This window comes from Achromobacter xylosoxidans A8 (assembly GCF_000165835.1).
Taxonomy (GTDB): Bacteria; Pseudomonadota; Gammaproteobacteria; order Burkholderiales; family Burkholderiaceae_B; genus Achromobacter; species Achromobacter xylosoxidans_B.
In genome coordinates, this window is record NC_014640.1 from 313,709 (window position 1) to 333,538 (window position 19,830).

24 protein-coding genes are annotated in these 19,830 nt (G+C 66.6%); 18 read left to right on the forward strand and 6 right to left on the reverse strand.

Annotated elements, in window-relative coordinates; all coding sequences use genetic code 11:
- Window positions 1-46 precede the first annotated feature (46 nt).
- Window positions 47-442: a DUF2809 domain-containing protein gene (locus AXYL_RS01470; RefSeq protein ID WP_013391053.1), complete on the forward strand. Its 396-nt coding sequence runs from the start codon at window positions 47-49 to the stop codon at window positions 440-442.
- A gap of 44 nt (window positions 443-486) precedes the next feature.
- On the opposite strand, the gene AXYL_RS01475 is transcribed toward AXYL_RS01470, so the two are convergent.
- A complete protein-coding gene (locus AXYL_RS01475) occupies window positions 487-702 on the reverse strand; it encodes a hypothetical protein (RefSeq protein ID WP_013391054.1) in 216 nt (71 codons plus the stop codon).
- Between the two features lie 236 nt (window positions 703-938).
- Between AXYL_RS01475 and AXYL_RS01480 the strand changes: the two genes are divergently transcribed.
- From AXYL_RS01480 to AXYL_RS01495, 4 genes are all read left to right on the forward strand, one after another.
- Window positions 939-1,670 carry a TenA family transcriptional regulator gene (locus AXYL_RS01480; protein WP_013391055.1) on the forward strand — a complete coding sequence of 244 codons (732 nt, stop codon included), beginning with the start codon at window positions 939-941 and terminating at the stop codon, window positions 1,668-1,670.
- 70 nt (window positions 1,671-1,740) lie between these two features.
- Complete coding sequence (locus AXYL_RS01485) at window positions 1,741-2,040, forward strand: 2Fe-2S iron-sulfur cluster-binding protein (RefSeq protein ID WP_013391056.1); 300 nt, start codon at window positions 1,741-1,743, stop codon at window positions 2,038-2,040.
- Between the two features lie 5 nt (window positions 2,041-2,045).
- Entirely contained in the window at window positions 2,046-2,375 is a 330-nt protein-coding gene (locus tag AXYL_RS01490) for a hypothetical protein (protein ID WP_013391057.1), read from the forward strand.
- On the forward strand, window positions 2,372-2,722 hold the full coding sequence (locus AXYL_RS01495; RefSeq protein ID WP_041652092.1) for a 2Fe-2S iron-sulfur cluster-binding protein: 351 nt from the start codon (window positions 2,372-2,374) through the stop codon (window positions 2,720-2,722). Before AXYL_RS01490 ends, AXYL_RS01495 begins: the two co-directional genes overlap by 4 nt.
- A gap of 54 nt (window positions 2,723-2,776) precedes the next feature.
- Here the strand turns inward: AXYL_RS01495 and AXYL_RS01500 are convergent, their stop codons facing one another.
- Window positions 2,777-3,496 carry a GntR family transcriptional regulator gene (locus AXYL_RS01500; RefSeq protein WP_013391059.1) on the reverse strand — a complete coding sequence of 240 codons (720 nt, stop codon included), beginning with the start codon at window positions 3,494-3,496 and terminating at the stop codon, window positions 2,777-2,779.
- Window positions 3,497-3,575: 79 nt separating this feature from the next.
- Window positions 3,576-4,319 carry a sulfite exporter TauE/SafE family protein gene (locus AXYL_RS01505; protein WP_013391060.1) on the reverse strand — a complete coding sequence of 248 codons (744 nt, stop codon included), beginning with the start codon at window positions 4,317-4,319 and terminating at the stop codon, window positions 3,576-3,578.
- Window positions 4,320-4,548: 229 nt separating this feature from the next.
- On the opposite strand from AXYL_RS01505, the gene AXYL_RS01510 reads away from it, so the two are divergent.
- From AXYL_RS01510 to AXYL_RS01525, 4 genes are all read left to right on the forward strand, one after another.
- Complete coding sequence (locus AXYL_RS01510; RefSeq protein WP_013391061.1) at window positions 4,549-6,081, forward strand: hypothetical protein; 1,533 nt, start codon at window positions 4,549-4,551, stop codon at window positions 6,079-6,081.
- A gap of 232 nt (window positions 6,082-6,313) precedes the next feature.
- Window positions 6,314-7,723: an aldehyde dehydrogenase family protein gene (locus AXYL_RS01515; RefSeq protein ID WP_049797894.1), complete on the forward strand. Its 1,410-nt coding sequence runs from the start codon at window positions 6,314-6,316 to the stop codon at window positions 7,721-7,723.
- Between the two features lie 39 nt (window positions 7,724-7,762).
- Window positions 7,763-8,242 carry a GlcG/HbpS family heme-binding protein gene (locus tag AXYL_RS01520; protein ID WP_013391063.1) on the forward strand — a complete coding sequence of 160 codons (480 nt, stop codon included), beginning with the start codon at window positions 7,763-7,765 and terminating at the stop codon, window positions 8,240-8,242.
- Window positions 8,243-8,254: 12 nt separating this feature from the next.
- Complete coding sequence (locus tag AXYL_RS01525; protein ID WP_013391064.1) at window positions 8,255-9,262, forward strand: 2Fe-2S iron-sulfur cluster-binding protein; 1,008 nt, start codon at window positions 8,255-8,257, stop codon at window positions 9,260-9,262.
- Window positions 9,263-9,280: 18 nt separating this feature from the next.
- On the opposite strand, the gene AXYL_RS01530 is transcribed toward AXYL_RS01525, so the two are convergent.
- A complete protein-coding gene (locus AXYL_RS01530) occupies window positions 9,281-9,718 on the reverse strand; it encodes a universal stress protein (RefSeq protein WP_013391065.1) in 438 nt (145 codons plus the stop codon).
- Between the two features lie 241 nt (window positions 9,719-9,959).
- Between AXYL_RS01530 and ssuE the strand changes: the two genes are divergently transcribed.
- From ssuE to AXYL_RS01575, 9 genes are all read left to right on the forward strand, one after another.
- Window positions 9,960-10,580: an NADPH-dependent FMN reductase gene (gene ssuE, locus AXYL_RS01535; RefSeq protein WP_013391066.1), complete on the forward strand. Its 621-nt coding sequence runs from the start codon at window positions 9,960-9,962 to the stop codon at window positions 10,578-10,580.
- Window positions 10,581-10,583: 3 nt separating this feature from the next.
- Window positions 10,584-11,069 carry an ABC transporter permease gene (locus tag AXYL_RS01540; protein WP_013391067.1) on the forward strand — a complete coding sequence of 162 codons (486 nt, stop codon included), beginning with the start codon at window positions 10,584-10,586 and terminating at the stop codon, window positions 11,067-11,069.
- Window positions 11,066-11,962, forward strand: coding sequence for an ATP-binding cassette domain-containing protein (locus AXYL_RS01545; protein ID WP_013391068.1), 897 nt, complete (start codon window positions 11,066-11,068; stop codon window positions 11,960-11,962). Before AXYL_RS01540 ends, AXYL_RS01545 begins: the two co-directional genes overlap by 4 nt.
- A 64-nt stretch (window positions 11,963-12,026) precedes the next feature.
- The gene (locus AXYL_RS01550) at window positions 12,027-12,242 is read left to right on the forward strand and encodes a TOBE domain-containing protein (RefSeq protein ID WP_006227327.1); all 216 of its coding nucleotides are present in this window, start codon (window positions 12,027-12,029) and stop codon (window positions 12,240-12,242) included.
- A gap of 123 nt (window positions 12,243-12,365) precedes the next feature.
- Complete coding sequence (locus tag AXYL_RS01555) at window positions 12,366-13,793, forward strand: DUF3300 domain-containing protein (protein WP_013391069.1); 1,428 nt, start codon at window positions 12,366-12,368, stop codon at window positions 13,791-13,793.
- Between the two features lie 23 nt (window positions 13,794-13,816).
- Window positions 13,817-14,665: a DUF2950 family protein gene (locus AXYL_RS01560; protein ID WP_148260574.1), complete on the forward strand. Its 849-nt coding sequence runs from the start codon at window positions 13,817-13,819 to the stop codon at window positions 14,663-14,665.
- 173 nt (window positions 14,666-14,838) lie between these two features.
- Complete coding sequence (locus AXYL_RS01565; protein ID WP_013391071.1) at window positions 14,839-15,819, forward strand: beta-propeller fold lactonase family protein; 981 nt, start codon at window positions 14,839-14,841, stop codon at window positions 15,817-15,819.
- A gap of 88 nt (window positions 15,820-15,907) precedes the next feature.
- Entirely contained in the window at window positions 15,908-16,666 is a 759-nt protein-coding gene (locus AXYL_RS01570; protein ID WP_049797895.1) for a polysaccharide deacetylase family protein, read from the forward strand.
- 2 nt (window positions 16,667-16,668) lie between these two features.
- Entirely contained in the window at window positions 16,669-17,676 is a 1,008-nt protein-coding gene (locus AXYL_RS01575) for a sterol desaturase family protein (RefSeq protein WP_013391073.1), read from the forward strand.
- Between the two features lie 97 nt (window positions 17,677-17,773).
- On the opposite strand, the gene AXYL_RS01580 is transcribed toward AXYL_RS01575, so the two are convergent.
- Entirely contained in the window at window positions 17,774-18,277 is a 504-nt protein-coding gene (locus tag AXYL_RS01580; protein ID WP_013391074.1) for an acyl-CoA thioesterase, read from the reverse strand.
- Window positions 18,278-18,327: 50 nt separating this feature from the next.
- Window positions 18,328-19,800, reverse strand: coding sequence for a DUF1254 domain-containing protein (locus tag AXYL_RS01585; RefSeq protein ID WP_013391075.1), 1,473 nt, complete (start codon window positions 19,798-19,800; stop codon window positions 18,328-18,330).
- Window positions 19,801-19,830 lie beyond the last annotated feature (30 nt).

A 19,830-nucleotide genomic window follows, 5' to 3' on the forward strand; every position in this document is an offset into this window, starting at 1 on the left:
GTTAACGTCCGCGCTGCCCATTCCAATTTCCGCGTTTTTCGCTTCGATGATCCTGACATTCAACAAGCGCGCCTTCGCTGCGCTACTGGCCGTAACCGCGCTGGAAGCGCTGATCGCCACCCTGGGCGCGCCCTATCCCTTGCTGCGTGGCTTCGTGGGCGACGTGGTGGCGGTGGGCTGGGCCTATCTGGTGTATCGCAGCTTCATCCGCGCGGATGTGCTGCCGCTGGCGCTGGCCGCGCTGTTCACCGGCTACGCGGTGGAGCTGGGCCAATACCTGGCTCGGCATTTCGGCTGGCGGCTGGAGCAGCCGCTATTGCGCATCGTCGTGGGCAGCGTGCCCGATTGGTGGGACATGCTGGCCTACACGTTGGGATTTGTGCTGGTGCTGGCGCTGGCCGCCTGGAACCGGCGGCGGGGCGCCACGTTGCGCGGCGCCTGAGCGCTTTTCGTCTGGCCGCGAGCGCCAGGCTTTCCACCCGGAAATCAGCCTGCCTGGCAGACCGGCGCGTCGTCATGCGCGCGCGCGGCGGGCTTGGCCGCTCGCAGCGGTTGCAGCCGGGCATTGCGGAACGGCGCGAAGAGCTCGGCCCAGGACGAAGGAAACAGCGGAGTGGCATGGCGCACGGCGTCGCGGCGGGCGTAGTGCGTCAGCAGTTGTTGGCCGATCGGGGCGTCTCCCAGGGGGTGGCGGGTATTCATGGTATTTCCGTATTGCATTGAAAGTGTATTCATTGTACCTACGCGCATTCATCCGGGCAAGTGCGGTGCTTGCGAGCCAAGTCATTGATCCGTAAGTACTGTCCCTGTTTATTGAGCAAGCTCTGACCGATCTCCGGGATTGCCCTAGCAGTTCAAAATAGTAGACGGTATACAATGTTCATCATTCCCGGGCTAAGAACAGCCTGGAGTCTTCACCACTGGACCTGGAGCGCGTCATGGCTGAACTGATGAACCGAGATGAATTCCGTACCGCGTTGGAAAACGCGATCAAGGGCAAGAGCGCCAACGCCTCGCCCTTTTCCATCGCCTGGGCAGAGGGCAAGCTCAGCCGCCAGCATCTGCAGCGCTGGGCCGAGAACCACTACCACTACGTGGGTCCGTTCGCCGATTACCTGGGCTACCTGTACGCCCGCACGCCCGACTCCTACACCGAGGCCAAGGACTTCCTGCTGGCCAATATGTATGAAGAGGAAATCGGCGGCGACCGCCACACGGATCTGCTGATCCGTTTTGCCGAAGCCTGCGGCACCACCCGCGAACGGGTCGTCAACCCTGACAACATGTCGCCCACCACGCGCGCCCTGCAAAGCTGGTGCTACGCCGTGGCCATGCGCGAGGACCCCATCGTGGCGGTGGCCGGGCTGGTGGTGGGCCTGGAATCGCAAGTGCCGTCGATCTACCGCAAGCAGACCCCGACCCTGCGCGAGAAGTACGGCTTTACCGACGAGGAAGTGGAATTCTTCGACCTGCATATCGTGTCCGACGAAATCCACGGCGAACGCGGCTATCAAATCGTGCTGGAGCACGCCAACACGGTGGACCTGCAGCAGCGCTGCCTGAAGATCTGCGAGATCGGCGCCCAGATGCGGCTGCTGTACACGACCGCGCTCTACACCGACTACGTGCAGCAGGAAATCACGCTGCCCGAACTGGGCCTTGCCGCCTGAGCACATCGCGCGGCCGTCCGGTGCGTTGTGCCGGACGGCCGCGGCCCGCAGATCCCAGAGCAGAAAACCCATGCCTACCATCGTGTTTCATAAGGGCGGCCAGACCTACACCGACGTGGTGAAGGACAACACCAACCTGGTGGTGCGGGCCGGCATCAAGCAGTTTCCGTATCCGCATCTGCGCTACGAATGTGGCATGGGCAAGTGCGCCAAGTGCGCCTGCCGCGTGCTGGCCGGGGCCGAGCATTTGCCGCCGGTCAACTGGAAGGAAAAGAAGCAGCTGGGCGAGCGGATCGACCAGGGCTACCGGCTGGCGTGCCAGCTCTGGCTTACCAGCGACATCGAGCTGGTCCAGGACCTGGAGGCATAGCGGCGATGGACCCGGTGTACGTCATATTGACCAGCAAGCCTGGGGTGTTCCGTACGGAAGCGGACCAGGGTGCGGTGGACATCCTGGAAACCTACGACTACGCCTTCTACGGCCGTGCGCTGGCGGTCTACTGCATCGCCCGCCTGCATGGCGACACCAAGCTGGTCGTCACCGAGGAAACCCCGCCTTACGTGGTGAACCGCGTGCCTTCCAAATTCCTGGAAAAGTTCGCGTCAGTAGAAGCGGCCCGCAAGGAACTCGCCCACTTGACGCGCTTTGGCAGCATGGAATCGACTTTGACGCTGCGCCCGGGCGCGGTCGCAGCGGAGCATTGAACAATATGGTCCAGATCACATTCATTTCCAATGGCGGCCTGGTCGCCACGGCGCCCGAGAACAGCAATCTGCTGCGCGTGTCGCTCAAGGAAAAGGGCGGCATTCCCTTCAAGTGCGGGGGCGGCCTGTGCGGCACCTGCAAGTGCCGCATCGAGGAAGGCCTGGAAAACACCGACGCCATCAAGCCGAAGGAGCGCAAGCACCTGCGCCCGGAGGATTTCGAGGCCGGCTACCGCATGGCGTGCCAGACCTTCGTCAATGGCGACGTGAAGGTTTCGTGGGTGATCCAGAACGGCAAGGGCGTGGTGGTCGGCGCGGCGTCGGATCCTGTCGAAGCGGCGACCTGAGGGCGGCTGCCCGCCAGGACGCGGCGGGCCTCGACCGGCTTATGCGCGGTCGGCTCAGGCCACCGATGCGTGCGGCTGCTGCTGTGCTTCCGTATAAGCCTTGGCGGCGTTGTGCACGTGCTGGCTGGCCAGCAGCGCGGCCAGGTCGCCGTTGCCGGCGATGACGGCATTGAGGATCTGGGAATGCTCGTCCCAGTTCTGTTTGGCGCGCAGCATGTTGCTGGGCGCGAACAGCAGCGCTGTGCGGTCGCGCAGCGAACGCATCAGGTCGGTCAGCACCACGTTGCCGCCGATGGTGGCCAGCATTTCGTGGAACTGGGAGTTCAGCGCCAGGAACTTGTCCAGCTGCTCGCTGCGGGCGGCTTCGGTGCCTTCGCGCAGGAAAGCCTGCAGGCGTTCGACGGTCTTTTCGTCGCGGCGCTGCGCCGCGAGCTTGGCGTTCAGGCCTTCCAGCGTGGCGCGCACTTCCACCATGTCGTAGGCGACCGCGTCGGACAGCACCGACACGGACGCGCCGCGGCGCGGCTCGATAGTCACCAGGCCTTCGGCGGCCAGGGCGCGCAGCGCCTCGCGCACCGGGATGCGCGACACGCCCATTTCTTCGGACAGGCGGCCTTCGACCAGGCGATCGCCAGGCGTAAATTCGCCGCTCAGGATGCGCTCGCGCAGCTTGTCGCGGATGACGGCGAACAACTGCGGATGCTGCTCGCCGATCTTCAGCGGGGCGGAGTGCTGCGTTTCTGCGGCTTGCGGGCTGACGGGTGAGGTTGTCATGGCGAGCAGGTTCGGCTTAATGGATACAGTCTCCATTGTATTACCGGGTGTAGCCGCGTGGCTTTGGGGGCGAACCGCATCAGTGTCCCCAAAAAGCCTTGGCCAGCACACCCAGCGCGCCCAAGGCGCATACCGCCAGCAGCACGCCGCGCACGGCGCGCGGCGGCAGGCGGTGGCGCAACCGGTTGGAGACCGCAAAACCGGCCAGCAGGAAAGGCGCCAGGCTGAGCGCCAGCCCGGCGTGATAGCCCGTGTAGCGCTTGGCCCAGGCCAGCATCGCCAGCGAGAAGATCGAGCCCAGGAACAGCACCATGCCGAGCGTGGCGCGCAGGCGCGGCGGCGCCGCGTGCTGCATCACGATGGCAATGGGCGGCGCGCCCACCGAGGTCATGGTGCCCATGATGCCGGAGGCCACGCCCGCGCCGGACACGCGCCCGGGCGTGGCGGAAAAGTGCAGGCCCGCCGCGCTCAGCGCCACGGCCACCAGGATCAGCCCGGCAAATAGCACGCCCAGCGCCTGCGGCGCGAAGCGCGTCATGGCGTAGATGGCGATCAGCGTGCCGACGGCGCGGCCCGCCAGCGCGTAGGACACCGAGGGCCAGTCGATGGCGGCGCGCTCGCGCAGCGCGGTCAAGAGCGAAATGAAGCCGCCCAGTGTCAGCAGCGGCCCCGGCGCCAATTGGGGAAAGAACATGGCCGCCACCGGCGCCGCGAACATGGCGAAGCCCACGCCGCCCACGCCCTGCGCGATCGCGGCGCCGAACACCACGGCGGCCATGGTGGCGTACTGGAGAAGATCGGGGTACGGCAGGGAAGATGTCATGCCTGGATGTGTTCTTACTATGTATACGATAGTCTATTAAGGATTTTTCCGAATTTCATGAGGTGCTTCAAAAGCTAGGGTAATCCCCTGATTTTTCGACGCTATTCATGGATTTTTCAGAATTATCGCTTTCCCTAGGCGCTGCATATTTCGATTGGTATGGCCACAAACGAAATATAGTATACCGAATGTGGTGATACGACAGCCACGCATACAAGGGGAATAGCACATGCAAGCGGACGTAGTGCTCAACGCTGCTCACTGGATGTACCTGATCAGCGTGGCCGCCATCATCCTGACGATGATCTTGCGGGCCAATGTGGTGGTGCCGTCGGTCATCGGCACCTTTCTGGTGGTGCTTGCCATCACGGGCAATCCGATCAGCGCCCTGATAGGCATCTTCTCGGCCAGCTTCGTGGCGGCCAAGGAGCTGTTCAACATCTTTCTGGTGATCACCTTCATGACGGCGCTGCTCAATGCGCTGAAAACCCTGCAGGCGGACGTGCGCATGGTGCAGCCGTTTCGCCGCGTCATGCGGGGCGGGCATTCGTCCTTCCTGATCATCGCCCTCTGTACTTACGTGATCTCGCTGTTCTTCTGGCCCACGCCGGCGGTGCCGCTGGTGTCCGCCATCCTGCTGCCCGCGGCCATCGCGGCAGGCCTGCCGCCGCTGGCGGGCGCCATGGCCATTGCCATCGCCGGCCAGGGCATGGCCTTGTCCTCGGACTACGTGATCGGCGTGGCGCCCAGCATCAGCGCCAAGGCGGCGGGGGCGGCGGTCAGCGCCGCCGTGGTCGCGGACCGCGCGCTGGTGTTGTCGCTGATCACCGGCGGGGTGGCGCTGGTGGCTGCCTACCTGCTGATCCGCAAGCACATCGTGCCGGCCGACGCGGCGCTGCTGTCCGCCTGGCAGGCCCGCGCGCAGGACGGCAGCCTGGCCCGCATCGAGCAGTCTGGCTCTTTCGACAAGGCCGAACTGGCCCGCGGCACCATGGGCGCCGATCCCTCCCTGCCTAGCGGCCCGGCCCTGAGCGACGAGGAGCGCCGTCGAGTGCGCTGGTCCAAGACCTTCGCGGTCGTCACGCCGCTGGCGTTCCTGGCGGTGATCGCCGTCATGGTGCTGCCGCGCCTGTTCCCGTCCTTGCCCGCGCTACGCGGCGGCGACGCGGCGGCGCTGGTGGGCGGCGTGGCGTTCGTGGTGATGATGCTGGTGACCCTGGCCGCGGAAGGCCCGCGCAAGATGCTGGACGTCTGTCCGGAGCATGTCACCGACGGCTTCGTGTTCGCCTTCAAAGCCATGGGCTCGGTGCTGCCGATCGCTGGCTTCTTTTTCGTGGGCGCCAACGAAACCGCCGCGCAGATCCTGGGCGTGCCGCAGGCGCAGGCGCCCGGGCTGTTGTTCGAGGTGATTTCGGCGGGGCAGCACCTGATCCCGGAAAACCATTTCCTGGTGGCTTTCGGTGTGCTGCTGGTCGGCATGATCACGGGCATCGACGGTTCTGGTTTTGCCGGCTTGCCCCTGACCGGCACGCTGTCGGGCGCCCTGGGCCCGGTGGTGGGTGTGGACCCGGCGACGCTGGCGGCGGTGGGCCAGATGGGCGCGGTCTGGACCGGGGGCGGCACGCTGATCGCCTGGTCCTCGCTGATTGCGGTGGCAGGCTTCGCGCGGGTGAACGTGTTGTCGCTGGTGCGCGCCCTGCTGTTGCCGGTGCTGCTGGCGCTGTTCGTTTCGACGATCTGCGCGGTGCTGATCTGGAGTTGAACCCTGTTTGTGGCGCTGCTTTGGGGTCCCTGCGGGGACCCTTTTTTCCAAGGGCGAGGTCGATACCGGGCAGGGGTTTACACGTATCGATCCATATTGATTAAAGTATACAATGTTCATAAGTAAGCCAGCCCGCTCAGGCACTCGCGGCCAGCCGGGCGCAGACCAAGGAAGCGCTCCCGTGGACGATCTCTCGCAGCAAACATTCCTGAATCACATCGGCGGCAGCTGGATGCCCAGCGGCACCGGCAAGACGGCGCCCAATATCAACCCGGCAGATACCGCCGACATCGTCGGCCGTTTCCAGGTCTCGGACGCCGAGGATGCGCGCCAGGCGGTGGCCGCCGCCGAAGCCGCCTTTGCCGGTTGGCGCGATACGCCGATTTCCAAGCGCGCCGCCATCCTGTTCCGCGCGGCCCAGCACCTGGAAGACCACGCCAACGACATCGCGCGCGAATTGACCCGGGAAGAGGGCAAGAGCCTGAACCTGGCCAAGGACGAGGTACTGCGCTCGGCGCAGACGATCCGCTTCTATGCGGTGGAAGGGCAGTCGTTTACGGGCGAAACCTATCCCAACGACGATCCGGATATGGTGGTCTACAGCCAGCGCGAACCGCTGGGCGTGGTGACGGTGATTTCCCCCTGGAACTTTCCCATTTCCATTCCCGCCCGCAAGATCGCCCCGGCGCTCATCACGGGCAACACCGTGGTGTTCAAGCCCTCGTCCGACGCGCCCATGTCGGGCTACCGGCTGGCCGAGGCTTTCGTGCAGGCTGGCTTGCCGGCCGGGGTGCTGAATTTCCTGACCGGCCCGGCCGGCGCGGTGGGCGAGGCCATTACGGGCGCGCGCGCGGTGCGGGCGATTTCCTTTACCGGCTCCACCGCCGCGGGCGAACAGATCCACCGGACCGCTGGGCTGACCACCCGCACGCAGATGGAGCTGGGCGGCAAGAATCCGCTGATCGTGCTGGCGGACGCCGACCTGGACCGTGCCGTGGACCTGGCGGTGAAGGGCGGATTCTCGCTGAGCGGCCAGGCCTGCACCGGCACCAGCCGGGTGCTGGTCGACAAGCGCGTGCGCCAGGCCTACACCGACAAGCTGCTGGCCCGCATCAAGGCGCTGACCATAGGCAACGGCCTGGACGGCAACTTCGACCTGGGGCCGCTGGCCACCGCCAAGCAGCTGGACAACGTGCTGGGCTATGTGGCCGTCGGCAAGCAGGAAGCCACCCATCTGTACGGCGGCGAGCGCCTGACGGGCGCCGGGTTCGAGCGCGGGTATTACGTGTCGCCGGCGTTGTTCACCGACGTTACGCAGCAGATGCGCATCGCCCGGGAAGAGATCTTCGGGCCCGTGATCGCGCTGATCGAGGTGGACGGCTACGAGGACGCCATTGCCAAAGCCAACGACACCGAATATGGCCTGTCGGCCGCCATCGCCACCACCGATGCGCGCTACGCGCACCGGTTCGCCCGCGACATCCAGGCCGGCACGGTCAAGATCAACCGGACCACCACCGGCAACCTGATCAACGCGCCGTTCGGCGGGCTGAAGCATTCCAGCACCTCCACGTTCCGCGAATCGGGACGCGTGGGGCTGGAGTTTTACACGCAGATCAAGACTGTCTACCGCGCCGGCTGAGGCCGCGGTTCCTAAACGCAAGCAGAGGAGGTCATCCCCATGAAGCAGGTCTATCGTCTGGAACTTGAAGAAGCGCGCGTGATGGTGCGCGCGGCCATCGCCAAATCGGAAGAGATCGGCGTGTTGGAGACGATCTGCATCGTCGACGACGGCGGCTATCCCATTGCGCTGGAGCGCATGGACGGCGCCCGCATCACCGGCCCGCAAATCGCCTGGAACAAGGCCTTCACGGCGGCCGGGCACAAGCGTTCCACGCACTTGTTCAACACCCCGCCCAATGGTCCGGCGCTGCCCGGCAACGAAGCCTTCGGCATCCAGTGGAGCTTCGACGGCAAATTCGCCGTATTCGTCGGCGGCTTTCCCATCGTGGTGAACAACGAGGTGATCGGCGGCGTGGGCCTGAGCGGCGGCAACGGCGAACAGGACACCAAGGCCGGCCTGGCCGCCTTGGCGGCCCTGGCGACGCTGCTGGAGCCGCGCGGCATGAAGGTGCTGGTCGAGGCGGACATCAAGAAATAAGCGAGGCCGGCCATGGCATACCGCGTGCATATCCTGCAAACCGACGAGTCGTTCCAGGTCGAAGAAGGCGAATCCGTGCTGCAGGCCGCCGAACGCTCGGCGGTGAAGCTGCCGCACGAGTGCACCTTCGGCGGCTGCGGCACCTGCCGCATCAAACTGGAGTCCGGCGCCGTGGACTACGAAGAGTTCCCCATGGCCCTGACGCCGGAAGAGGCAGCCGAAGGCTATGCGCTGGCCTGCCAGGCCCGGCCCCTGGGCGATCTTTGCATCAGCGTGGCCAGCAGCCGGCAGTCGTTTCCGGAACCGCGCCGCCTGCCGGCCACCATCCACTGCATCGAAAAGTTCTGCGACGACGTCATCCACCTGACCTTGGCGCTGCCGCAAGAGGGCATGGACTATGTGCCGGGCCAGTACATGAACGTGGTGCTGCCCGACGGCGAGACGCGCAGCTTTTCCATGGCCTCGGCGCCCGCCGGCGGCCTGGTGGATTTCCACGTGCGCCGCATCCCCGGCGGGCGCTACACCGACCAGTGGCTGGGCCAGGCGCAGGCCGGCGCCGGCGTGGAGATCGAAGCGCCGCTGGGCGTGTTCAGCTATCACGAGGAAGACTGGCGGCCGCTCATCATGATGGCCACCGGCACGGGCATCGCGCCCATCAAGGCCATTCTGGAGTCGCTGCTGGACAACGAAGACTGCCCGCCCGTCACGCTTTACTGGGGCATGCGCACCGAGGCCGACCTTTATCTGCGCGAGGTGATCGAAAGCTGGGCGGGAAGACTGTACGAGTTCAACTTCGTGCCGGTACTGTCGCGCGCGGATGCGGACTGGCTGGGTCGCCGCGGCCACGTGCAGCAGGCAGTCCTGGAGGACCACCAGGATCTGTCCGAGCACGCTTTCTACCTGTGCGGCGCGCCGGAAATGATCCGCGAAGCCAAGAGCCTCCTGGCAGCGCGCGGCGCCAGCCTGGACCACATGTATTCCGACAGTTTCACCTTTCAGCACGCGCTGGCCGCCGCCTGAGCGGCCACGCATGCCTATTTAGCGGTACACCAGCACCGGCAGGCGCGTGCGCGCCAGCACGCGCTGGGTTTCGCTGCCCAGCAAGAAGCCCGTCATGCCATGGCGGCCGTGCGAACCCATGATGATCAGGTCGCAGCCCTGGTTCTGCGCCGCTTCGACGATGGCCTCGTGGGGGTGGTCGTTGACCGTGACCACGGCGTTGCATGGCACCAGCGCGTGGCGCGCTTCCATTTCCAGGTTGTCCAGGTAGGTTTGCGCGTTCTTGCGCGCCTGGTCGGTATGCTGCGCCTGCGTGGTGCCCAGCATTTCGGCCTGGTAGACCAGCAGATGGTCCTCCGGGATGGCGCGGATGAGCGTGATGGTGGCTCCCATTTCCTTGGCGAAAACAAGAGCGCGCTTGAAAGCCGATTCGGACAGCAGGGAGCCGTCCACGGCGACGAGCAGGTGCTTATACATGTTGCCTCTCCTTTAGGGAAAGGAATAGGGAGCAACTCGCCAATCCAGTATAGGCTCGCCGCCAGGCGCAATCCAGTCCTGCATACGGACGAGGTTCGCGGGCGGCCCGACTCGCATATTTCCAAAAGAAGCCGAACCCGGGCTGCAACATAACCTCATATCGACTAAGTATTTTTCCGCGCCGCGCGGCGATGACAGAATCGGTTCGACGCCTTGAACCTACTTCCGGAAACGAACTTCCATGTCATCGCCACGCCGCCAGGCTTATGCCCGCGTACTTGCCATAGCGGGCAGTCCGTCGCAACGCTCCCGTTCCTCGGTGCTGCTGCGGCACGCTGCCGGGATCCTGCAGTCGCGGGGCCTGGGCGTCGGCGAGCTGGGCTTGCGCGACATCCCGGCCGAAGAACTGATAGAAGGCAACTACGCCAGCGCCGCGGCCAATACGCTGCGCGCGCGGGTAGCTGCGGCGGATGCGGTGCTGATTTCCACGCCGGTCTATCAGGCTTCGTTTTCCGGCGGCTTGAAGGCGGTGCTCGATTTGCTGGATCCCAAGGCCCTGGCGGGCAAGGTAGTGCTGCCCATCGCCACGGGCGGCAGCCCCGCGCATCTGCTGGCGCTGGAATATGGCCTGAAGCCCGTGCTGTCCGCGCTGGGCGCGCGCCACATCCTGGCGGGCGTCTATGCCACCGATGCGCAGGTCCGCGTGGATGAATTCGGCGTGGGCGAGATCGATGCCGAGGCGCGGCGGCGGCTGGAGGATTCGGTGGAGCGCCTGTCCGAACAGGTGCTGCCGCGCGGCGCTTTTCTCAATCAATCCTACGACCTGGGCCGGCTCGCGCTTGCGGGCGGCTTCAGCGTGTGACCCATGCGCCACGCCCAGGCCCATCCCGACACGGCGATCCTGCGCTGGCTCGCGCCCGCGCTGCTGGCGGCGCTGTGGCTGGGAAGCGGCGAGACGGCCTGGCAGATTCTGCCGCCGCTGAGCCTGCTTGCGCCGCTTCTATACCAGACGGTGCGCGGCATACGCGCGGTGGACCCGGCGCTGGTCGCGGCCGGCCGTTCGCACGATTTGGACGGCTGGTCTCTTTATCGGCATGTGCTGCTGCCGGGCGCGTTGCCGTTCATCCTGACGGGCCTGCGGCAGGGGCTGGGACTTTTATGGCTGACCTTGATAGCGCTGGAACTCTACGCGACGCCGGCGGGCCCGGGCAGGCTGCCGCTGTTGGACAGCGTTCCTCCGGGCGCGGCGACGCTGTTGCTGGGGATCGCGCTGTACGCGGGCCTCAGCCTGGGCTCGGGGGCGCTGGTAAGCGCGCTCGAGCGCTGGCTGCTGCGCTGGAGGCCGCGATGATGTTCATCAATCCCAATGAGTTTGAACTGTTGCAGCACCTGGACGTGCGCGAGCGGACGGAGCCGGACGAAGCGCCCGAGCCTGCACCGCAAGCTGCGCTGCGCGTGACCTTGCGCAAGCTCGCCAAGCGCTATGGCGACCGCATTGCACTGCAGGCGCTGGACCTGGAGATTGCGGCCGGCGAGTTCGTGGCGGTGGTCGGGCGCGCCGGCAGCGGTAAAAGCACCTTGCTGCAGTTGCTGGCTGGCCAGCTTGCGCCCAGCGGCGAGCAGGGCGGAGAGCCGGGCCGCTCGCCGCTGCTGTTCGACAACTTTCCCAACTGGGCGCCCGACAGCCGTGTGCGCCTCCTGCTGCCGGACGCGCGCCTGCTGCCCTGGAAGACCGTGCTGCACAACGTGGTCCTGGGCCTGCCCGGCACCGCGCAGGCGGCAGATGCGTTGCGGCAGGTGGGTCTGGACGGCCACGGCGGCGACTGGCCCGCGCAGCTGTCCGAGGCGCGGCGTCAGCGCGTGGCGCTGGCCCGGGCCTTGGCGCGCCACCCCGGCCTGCTGTTGCTGGACGAGCCTTTCGAGGGACTGGACGCGCTGAGCCGCATCGAGGCGCAGCGGCTGCTGGCGGACCTCTGGCGCCAGCAGGGCTTTACCGCCGTGCTGGCGACCCACGACGTGGCCGAGGCCGTGGCGCTGGCGGATCGCATCCTGGTGCTGGACGAAGGCGGCTTGGTGCTGGACGAGCGTGTCGGCCTCGCGCATCCACGCGGGCGCGGTTCGGCCGCGTTCGCCGCGCTGGAGGCCCGCGTGCTGCGCGCCGCGCTGCGCCAGCAAGACACGCCAGACGCCGATCGGCCGCTGGCGCCCGTCATCCAGATCCGGCATCTGCGGCTCGCGGTCTGAGGCCGCACCCCGTGATTCACGCAGGGGCGGCATGGCGCCGCCCCATACACCAGGAGCAACACCCATGAGCATTCAATCCATCAACGCCCGCAACCAGTTCCGCGGCAAGATCAAGGAAATCATTCTGGGCCCGGTGGTGTCCGAGGTGGACGTGGATACGCCGGCCGGCATCGTGACCTCGGTCATCACCACCCGGTCGGTCAAGGAACTGGACTTGCAGGTCGGCACCGAGGTGCTGGCCTTCGTCAAGGCGACCGAGGTTTCCGTCGCCAAACTGTGAACCGGAACAGATCCGCGCCGGCGCTTCCCCTGCGTCGGCGTTAGGCATATATTGTCAGCGCGATATCCGGCAGTTTCCTCCTGGCTTGTGGCAGCATGCTTTGCGATTCACGGAGAACGGAAAATGCGTCGACTGCAACAATGGTTCATCGGCTGGTTATGCCTGGGGCTGGTTGCCTGCTTCCCCGCCACGGCGCAGACCAAGCTGGACAACGCGCAACTGGATCAGCTGATGGCGCCCGTGGCGCTGTATCCGGATTCGCTGCTCTCGCAAATCCTCATGGGGGCGACCTACCCCGACGATGTCGCGGCGGCCGCCAAGTGGTCGGCCGCGCACACCTCGGAATCCGGCGACAAGGCCGTCAAGGCTGTCGAAGGCGAGGCCTGGGATCCCAGCGTCAAATCCCTGGTGGCATTTCCTTCGGTCATGGACATGATGGGCCGCCAGCCGGACTGGGTGAAGTCCGTGGGCGACGCCTTCCTGGCGCAACCCGACGCTGTCATGGACTCGGTCCAGCGGCTGCGAGTCCAGGCGCAGAAGGCCGGCAACCTGAAGAGCACGCCGCAGCAGAAGGTCACCTCCAACACCACCAACGACAAGACGGTGGTGGTGATCGAGCCGGCCGATCCGCAGGTGGTGTATGTGCCCAGCTACAACCCGACGGTGGTCTACGGCGCCTGGGCCTATCCTTCCTATCCGCCTTACTACTATCCGCCGCCTCCGGGCTCAGTGTTCGCCACCTCGCTGGTGGCCGGCATAGGCTTCGGCTTGGGCGTGGCCGCGGTCAACTCCATGTGGGGCGGGTTCGACTGGGGGCACAACGACGTCGATATCGACGTCAACCGCTACAACAACATCAACGTCAACCAGCGCATCGACCGGACCAACATCAACAACAACAGGACCAACTGGCAGCACAATCCCGCCAACCGCGGCAATACCCCGTATGCGGACCAGGCCAGCCGGCAGCGTTTCGATAGCCAGCGCCAGGCCGGCGTGCAGAGCCGGGCGCAGGGCCAGGGCGGCCGTACGCCGGGCGCGGCGCCGGCCGCCAGTTCCCGCGATGCCGCCCGTGACCGCGCGGCGCAGTCGTTCGAGGGGCGCACCGGGCAATCCATTGCCGGCCATTCCGGACCGTCCGCGGGACGTGGCCAAGGCGCCGCCGGCAGGGGCGATGCCGCAGCCGGCCGCGGGCAAGGACAAGGGCAAGGCCAGCGAGCCGCGCAAGGCGGACAGGGCGCGCAGGGCGCCCGCGACCGGACCCAGGGCGGCGGACAAGCGCAGCACAACCGGCCTTCCTCCAGCGTGTCGACGCAGGACCGCCAGGCCGCGTCCCAGCGCCAGCGCGCGGACGAAGCGGCCGCGCGCGACAGGGGCCGTGCTTCCAATAGCGCCAATGCGCTGAGCGGCGCCGGCAACGGCGATCAGATGCGGCAGCAGCACAGCCGCAGCGAGATGAACCGCGGCGGCGGAGGCGGCGCGCGCGGGGGCGGCCACGCCGGCGGCGGACGCGGCGGTGGCGGTGGCGGACATTTCGGCGGCCGGAGATAAGCACCATGGACAAGGGAACTCTCATGACCATTGCTCGTTTGCGCGCGCTGGGCGCCGCGTCGCTGCTGACGCTGGGCCTCGCGGCCCCCGTCGCCGCGCAAAGCCTGTATCCGAGCCCGCAGGCCGCCGCCGACGCCTTCGTCGACGCCATGGCCACCAGCGACCTGGACGGACTGGCCAAGGTGCTGGGGCCGAATCACCGGAAGATCGTGCCGGGTGGCGTGGCGCAGGACGATATCTACCGTTTCCTGGCGGCCTGGTCGCGCAAGCACGAAATCGTGGCCGACGGCGGCCGTTCCTGGCTGGCGGTCGGGGATTCGGGCTGGACTCTGCCCGTACCCATTGTGCGTGCCGGGCAGGGCTGGCGTTTCGACCCGGCAGCCGGCACGGCGGAAATCCGCCGCCGCGCCATCGGTCGCAACGAACTGACCGCCATCGCGACGCTGCGGGAGTTGCAGGCGGCCCAGGGCCGTTACAAGGACAGCGTGGGCCAAGGGCGCTATGCGAGCCGCCTGGTCAGCCGTCCGGGACAACGCGACGGCCTGTACTGGCCCGAAGTGCCTGGCGCGCCTCAGCAGGCCTACGGCTTGGACGCGCTCAGCATGGGGCCGGAGGTGCCGCTGGACGACGCCTATTACGGCTATCGGTACAAGGTGATGCCGGGCGCCGACGGCAGTTCGTACCGCATCGTCGCCTGGCCGGCCCGCTACGGGCAGACCGGCATCGACACCTTTGTCATCGGTCCCGACGGGCGCGTACTGGAGTCCGACCTGGGACCCGCGTCCGCGGCGCGCGCCGCCGCCTTGCGGGAACGCGATATCAGTGCCGGAACCTGGACCGACGCCGACGCGCAACCCGTTGGCACCAAATGATTTTTCCGGCTTTCGGGGAGTAATCCGCGCACGCCTGTTGCTGGGTCGCAACAGGCGTGTCCGTTTGTCCGCATCGCGTGGCGCGACGCCCTTTTGTCAGCGCGCTGTGCCTAAAATGGCGAGCACCGGGACCCTGCCCGATACCCCTTTGCCGGACCTAGAAATTGAATCCCATGCATTTTGTCCGCTACGCCCTGTTCGGCGTAGGGATGGCGCTGAGCGCCGCGGCGGCCTCGGCCCCGATTTTCGTCCTGAACTCCCTGGACGCCAACGTCAGCATCGTTGATCCGGCCACCTACAAGGAATTGCGGCGCGTGCCCACGGGCAAAGAGCCGCATCACCTGTACCTGACCCCCGACGAAAAGTCGCTCATGGTGGCCAACGCCACCAGCGATTCGATCACGCTGATGGATCCCAAGACCGGTGAAGTGCAGCGCACGCTGACCGGCATCGTCGATCCCTACCAGCTGCAGTTTTCGCCGGACATGAAGTGGTTCGTGACCGCCGCCAACCGCCTGGACCACATCGACATCTATTCCTGGCATCCGCTGGAAAAGGGCTTCGACCTCAAGCTGGTCAAGCGCATCCAGGCCGGCAAGACGCCCAGCCACATCATGATCGACAAGAACAGCACCACGGCCTACGTGACGCTGCAGGACAGCGATCAGCTCATCGCCATCGACCTGGCCACGCAGACGCCGAAGTGGACGGTGTCGGTGGGCAAGACGCCGGCCGACGTGTTCCTGACGCCTGATCAGAAGACCCTGCTGGTGGCGCTGACCGGCGACTCCTACGTCGAGGCCTACGATGTCAGCAACGGCCCGGCCAAGCTGGTGACGCGCATCAAGACCGCCGCGGGCGCCCACGCCTTCCGCGCGCAGGGCGACCACCGCCATCTGTTCGTCAGCAACCGCACCGCCAATTCCATCAGCCGCATCGACCTGCAGACGTTGGCCGTCACCGACACCTTCCCGGTGCCGGGCGGCCCGGACTGCATGGACGTGCTGGCCGACGGCAAGACCCTGCTGGTCACCTCGCGCTGGGCACGCAAGCTCACGGTGGTGGACCTTGAGCAGAAGAAGGTCGTCAATCAGGTGCCGGTGGGCAAGTCGCCTCACGGCGTCTGGACCTTGAACCATGCTCCGACGAGGTAAGAGCCCCCACGCCGCGCCCGCTTGCGCGGGCTTGCTGCCCCCCAAGGGGCAGCGCTTGCCGGCAAAACGGCATGTGGCTGTGGCCGTGATGCTCGCGCTGGCCTTTCCCGCCCTGGGAACGGCCGCGCCTGCCACCTGCGACAAGCCGGTCTACCTGACTTTCGATACCGGCCACATGGGCGTGGCCCCGCTGATCGCCGACGTGCTGGCCCGCCACAACGTCAAGGTCACCTTCTTCCTGGCCAACGAGCGCACGCTGACCGACGGCTCCAGTCTGGATGACGTGTGGGCGCCGTGGTGGAAGGCGCGCGCGGCCGAAGGCCATGTCTTCGGTTCGCACACCTACGATCACGTCTATTGGCAGGCCGACCTGCCCGGCGGCAAGTTCCGCGTCAAGCCCAGCGCCGGTCCGGACGCGGGCAAGCGCGCCGAATGGACGCCCGAGCAGTATTGCGCCGAGATCAAGCGGTCCGTCACCCGTTTCCACCAGATGACGGGCAAGAACATGCTGCCGATCTACCGTGCGCCCGGCGGCAAGACCTCGCCCGCGCTGCTGAAGGCGGCCAAGGCCTGCGGCTTCGAGCATGTGGGCTGGGCGCCCGCCGGCTTCCTGGGCGATGAACTGCCCAGCGACAAGTATCCCAACGCCCGCCTGCTGGATCAGGCCCTGCGCACCATCAAGCCCGGCGACATCCTGCTGGCCCACCTGGGCATCTGGTCGCGCCAGGACCCCTGGGCGCCGGCCGTGCTGGAGCCGCTGATTGTCGGTTTGCAGCGCAAGGGCTATTGTTTTGCTACCTTGGACGCGCACCCGTCCTACCGCGACTGGATCGCTACTCATCATTGATCATGGATACGCTTAGTCAATTCTTCGGAGAGTGCCAGCAATGGCTCTTCGAAACGGCGATTCAGCCCGCGCTGTTCCACCTGGGCATGAGCAACTTCATCGAAGACGGCTACGACGCCACCATGTGGCTGCTGGTCGGCCTGCTGCAGATCGCGGTGCTGGTGCTGATATTCGGCCCCTTGCAGCGCCTGCGCCCCGTGGAGGCCGTGACCGACCGCCGCCAGATCGGCATCGACGTGCTGTACACGCTGATCCACCGCCTGGGCGCGTTCCGCCTGCTGCTGTTCTTCACCGTGGACCCGCTGTGGGACAGCGTGTTCGGCCAGTTGCACGTCTGGGGCTTCGCGGCCTTCCAGCTGGACCAGTACTGGCCCGGCGTCACGGACAAGGCCTGGGTCAGCCTGATCATCTACCTGCTGCTGTTCGACGCGGTGGACTACTTCTACCATCGCGCCCAGCATCGTTTCGGTTGGCTCTGGGCATTGCATGCTGTGCACCATAGCCAGCGCCAGATGACGATCTGGAGCGACGACCGCAACCATCTGCTGGACGACATGCTGCGCGACGTGCTGGTGGTATTCGTGTCGCAGCTGGTGGGCGTGCCGCCCGCGCAGTTCGTCATGGTGGTGGCCATCACCCAGCTGGCGCAGAGTTTCTCGCACGCCAATCTGCGCATGCATTTCGGCGCCATCGGCGAGCGCCTGCTGGTCAGCCCGCGCTTTCACCGCCATCACCACTCCATCGCCTACGACGCGTCTTCGCCAGGGCCGATGGGCGGCTACAACTTCGGCGCGCTGTTCCCCATCTGGGACGTGCTGTTCCGCACCGCCCGCTTCGGCGTGGGCTACGGCCCTACCGGCATCCATGACCAGCAGGCGGAACTGGGCGGGCGCGATTACGGCCGCAGCTTCTGGTCGCAGCAGTGGCTGGGCTTGAAGCGCATGGTCGGCCGCGACCGCGAGCCTGCCGCCGCGCCACCGGCGCCGCCGGCTTCCGCGGAACGCGCCTGAGAACTGCCCCACGCGCTTTCCCGGTTGGAAACGCGCAAATAAAAACGAGCCCGGTAGGGCTCGTTTTTATTTGGGAGGATCGGTCTGGAAGCCCGTTTCAGGGCTGACCGTCGTGCGTGGTCTCCCGCTTGATCTCGCCGTGCCGGCGTTCCATTTCCTGGCGCAGTTCGCGGCGCAGGCGCGCGGCTTCCATGCGTTGCTTTTCTTCCAGGTTGCGCGGTTCCAGGGGCGGCACCGCGGTCGGCGCGCCCTGCTCATCCACCGCCACCATCGTGAAGTAACAGCTGTTGGTGTGGCGCACCAGCTTCTTGCGGATGTCCTCGGTGACGACCTTGATGCCGATTTCCATCGAGGTGCGGCCGGTGTAGTTCACGGCTGCCAGGAAGGTCACCAGTTCGCCCACGTGGATGGGTTCGCGGAACACCACCTGGTCCACGGACAGGGTCACCACATATTGGCCGGCGTACCGGCTGGCACAGGCGTAGGCCACCTGGTCCAGGTACTTGAGGATGGTTCCGCCGTGCACATTTCCCGAGAAATTCGCCATGTCCGGCGTCATCAGGATGGTCATCGACAGTTGGTGGCTAAAGGCTTCGTCCATGGCGGTCGTTCAATCTTGAATAAAACACCTATGGTAGCGGCAGGCGACGGTCATGGCTGGGTCTTTTCAGTGTTTTCCGCAGGCGCTTCCACCGATTCTTCGGGCGGCACGTCACGCAGCAGGGCGGGCGGCGTCCACAATCCATCCAGCAGCGCCGGCTCGGGCGCATAGACGCGCAGCAGCAGGCTTGCCGGCCCGGCGGCGGGCAGGGGCAGCCAGTTGGATTGCTCCTCGGGCGCGGGGGGCGCGTGGCTGATGCGCAGGTCCAGCGAACCGTCGGCGTTGTAGCGCAGGGGATCGCGGTCGCCCAGCGCGTAGCGGCTCAGCGGATTGGCAAACGGCATGCCTTGCGCATCGTAGGCCGCCAGCGACCAGAGCGCCGCGGCGGGCGGCAACTGGCCGCTCTCGAAATGCAGCGTGTAGCCGTGCGCGCCATCCAGCGGCGCGCCCTGGCTGTCGGCGGCCAGCAGCAGCACGCTCAGGTCTTCGGGCAGGCCCGCGCCCGGCTGCGCTTGCGCCGTCAGGGCGCGCCGCAGATAGGAATTGCCGTAGACGCCGAGGTTGGCGGTTTCCTGGTGCCAGCCGTTCACGCTGCGCACCGTGCCGCCGGCAGCGGCCGTCATCCGCTCGCGCGCCGTTCGCAGGCCGCGGCGCATGCCTTGTTTGGCGGGGTGGCCGAGTTGAGCGAAGTCGAACGGCCGGCCGGCGATGAGACCCGCACCGCGCAGCTTGGCCAGCATTGGCTGGTCGGTGGGATGCGGCGGATTCTTGCGCAGCAGCTCGGCCGCGTACTCGAAGTAGGCGTCGGTCGGCATGGATTCAACCTGCTCGCGCACGGGGATCCGCAGATTCAGGGAAGGATCGGATTTCACCCGCTGCGCCTGCGCGGGCAAATTCCATTGCGCCAGCGGCGTCAGCACGAAGCCGTCCTGCAAGCCGTGGACTGCGGGGTAGTCCGCTGGCCCGCCCGTCTGGATCAGGTTCTTGGCCCAGATATGGGCGGTAGGCGCGTCGATGCGCGCCATGCCAGAGGGCAGCACGCCGTTCCAGTCCGGGGGCACGATCACGGTATTGCCCTTGGCCGTGCCGGTGCTGCGCTTGCCCAGCGTGGCGAACACGTCGGTCCACATGTCCAGCAGCGTCAGCGTGTAGAGCCGGCCCTGGGTATCCGGCACTGACAGCACCACCGGCCCGGAAGTCAGGTCCAGCCAGGCGGCGCTGCGCAGCATGTCGGGATTGGCCCAGGGCGTTGCGGCGCCGGGCTGCGGCAGCGCGCGCCCGTGCCGGAAGGTATTGGCCGGGGCGCCCTCGGCGCCGCGCGACGGATGGGTGAACTGGCGGCGGGTCAGGTCCATCGTGACCAGCGGATAGAAGTAGAGATAGCCTTCCATCGCCGCCTGGTGGGCTGCTTCGGTGGCGGCGGCGGCCGGGGTCGGGGCGGAGGGCGCCGCCACGACGGGCGCGGCCGGCGCCAGCGCGGCGACAGCGGCGAAAGACAGGGCCAGGGCAACAAGGCGGCGCATCGGCGCTCCTACGGACATGCGGGGAGATAA

Bases quoted from the DNA above. Each gene is read 5' to 3' on its own strand.
- AXYL_RS01470 (WP_013391053.1), top strand. From the start codon at position 47: ATGATCCTGACATTCAACAAGCGCGCCTTCGCTGCGCTACTGGCCGTA.
- AXYL_RS01475 (WP_013391054.1), bottom strand. From the start codon at position 702: ATGAATACCCGCCACCCCCTGGGAGACGCCCCGATCGGCCAACAACTG.
- AXYL_RS01480 (WP_013391055.1), top strand. From the start codon at position 939: ATGGCTGAACTGATGAACCGAGATGAATTCCGTACCGCGTTGGAAAAC.
- AXYL_RS01485 (WP_013391056.1), top strand. From the start codon at position 1,741: ATGCCTACCATCGTGTTTCATAAGGGCGGCCAGACCTACACCGACGTG.
- AXYL_RS01490 (WP_013391057.1), top strand. From the start codon at position 2,046: ATGGACCCGGTGTACGTCATATTGACCAGCAAGCCTGGGGTGTTCCGT.
- AXYL_RS01500 (WP_013391059.1), bottom strand. From the start codon at position 3,496: ATGACAACCTCACCCGTCAGCCCGCAAGCCGCAGAAACGCAGCACTCC.
- AXYL_RS01505 (WP_013391060.1), bottom strand. From the start codon at position 4,319: ATGACATCTTCCCTGCCGTACCCCGATCTTCTCCAGTACGCCACCATG.
- AXYL_RS01510 (WP_013391061.1), top strand. From the start codon at position 4,549: ATGCAAGCGGACGTAGTGCTCAACGCTGCTCACTGGATGTACCTGATC.
- AXYL_RS01515 (WP_049797894.1), top strand. From the start codon at position 6,314: ATGCCCAGCGGCACCGGCAAGACGGCGCCCAATATCAACCCGGCAGAT.
- AXYL_RS01520 (WP_013391063.1), top strand. From the start codon at position 7,763: ATGAAGCAGGTCTATCGTCTGGAACTTGAAGAAGCGCGCGTGATGGTG.
- AXYL_RS01525 (WP_013391064.1), top strand. From the start codon at position 8,255: ATGGCATACCGCGTGCATATCCTGCAAACCGACGAGTCGTTCCAGGTC.
- AXYL_RS01530 (WP_013391065.1), bottom strand. From the start codon at position 9,718: ATGTATAAGCACCTGCTCGTCGCCGTGGACGGCTCCCTGCTGTCCGAA.
- ssuE (WP_013391066.1), top strand. From the start codon at position 9,960: ATGTCATCGCCACGCCGCCAGGCTTATGCCCGCGTACTTGCCATAGCG.
- AXYL_RS01540 (WP_013391067.1), top strand. From the start codon at position 10,584: ATGCGCCACGCCCAGGCCCATCCCGACACGGCGATCCTGCGCTGGCTC.
- AXYL_RS01545 (WP_013391068.1), top strand. From the start codon at position 11,066: ATGATGTTCATCAATCCCAATGAGTTTGAACTGTTGCAGCACCTGGAC.
- AXYL_RS01550 (WP_006227327.1), top strand. From the start codon at position 12,027: ATGAGCATTCAATCCATCAACGCCCGCAACCAGTTCCGCGGCAAGATC.
- AXYL_RS01555 (WP_013391069.1), top strand. From the start codon at position 12,366: ATGCGTCGACTGCAACAATGGTTCATCGGCTGGTTATGCCTGGGGCTG.
- AXYL_RS01560 (WP_148260574.1), top strand. From the start codon at position 13,817: ATGACCATTGCTCGTTTGCGCGCGCTGGGCGCCGCGTCGCTGCTGACG.
- AXYL_RS01565 (WP_013391071.1), top strand. From the start codon at position 14,839: ATGCATTTTGTCCGCTACGCCCTGTTCGGCGTAGGGATGGCGCTGAGC.
- AXYL_RS01570 (WP_049797895.1), top strand. From the start codon at position 15,908: ATGCTCGCGCTGGCCTTTCCCGCCCTGGGAACGGCCGCGCCTGCCACC.
- AXYL_RS01575 (WP_013391073.1), top strand. From the start codon at position 16,669: ATGGATACGCTTAGTCAATTCTTCGGAGAGTGCCAGCAATGGCTCTTC.
- AXYL_RS01580 (WP_013391074.1), bottom strand. From the start codon at position 18,277: ATGGACGAAGCCTTTAGCCACCAACTGTCGATGACCATCCTGATGACG.
- AXYL_RS01585 (WP_013391075.1), bottom strand. From the start codon at position 19,800: ATGCGCCGCCTTGTTGCCCTGGCCCTGTCTTTCGCCGCTGTCGCCGCG.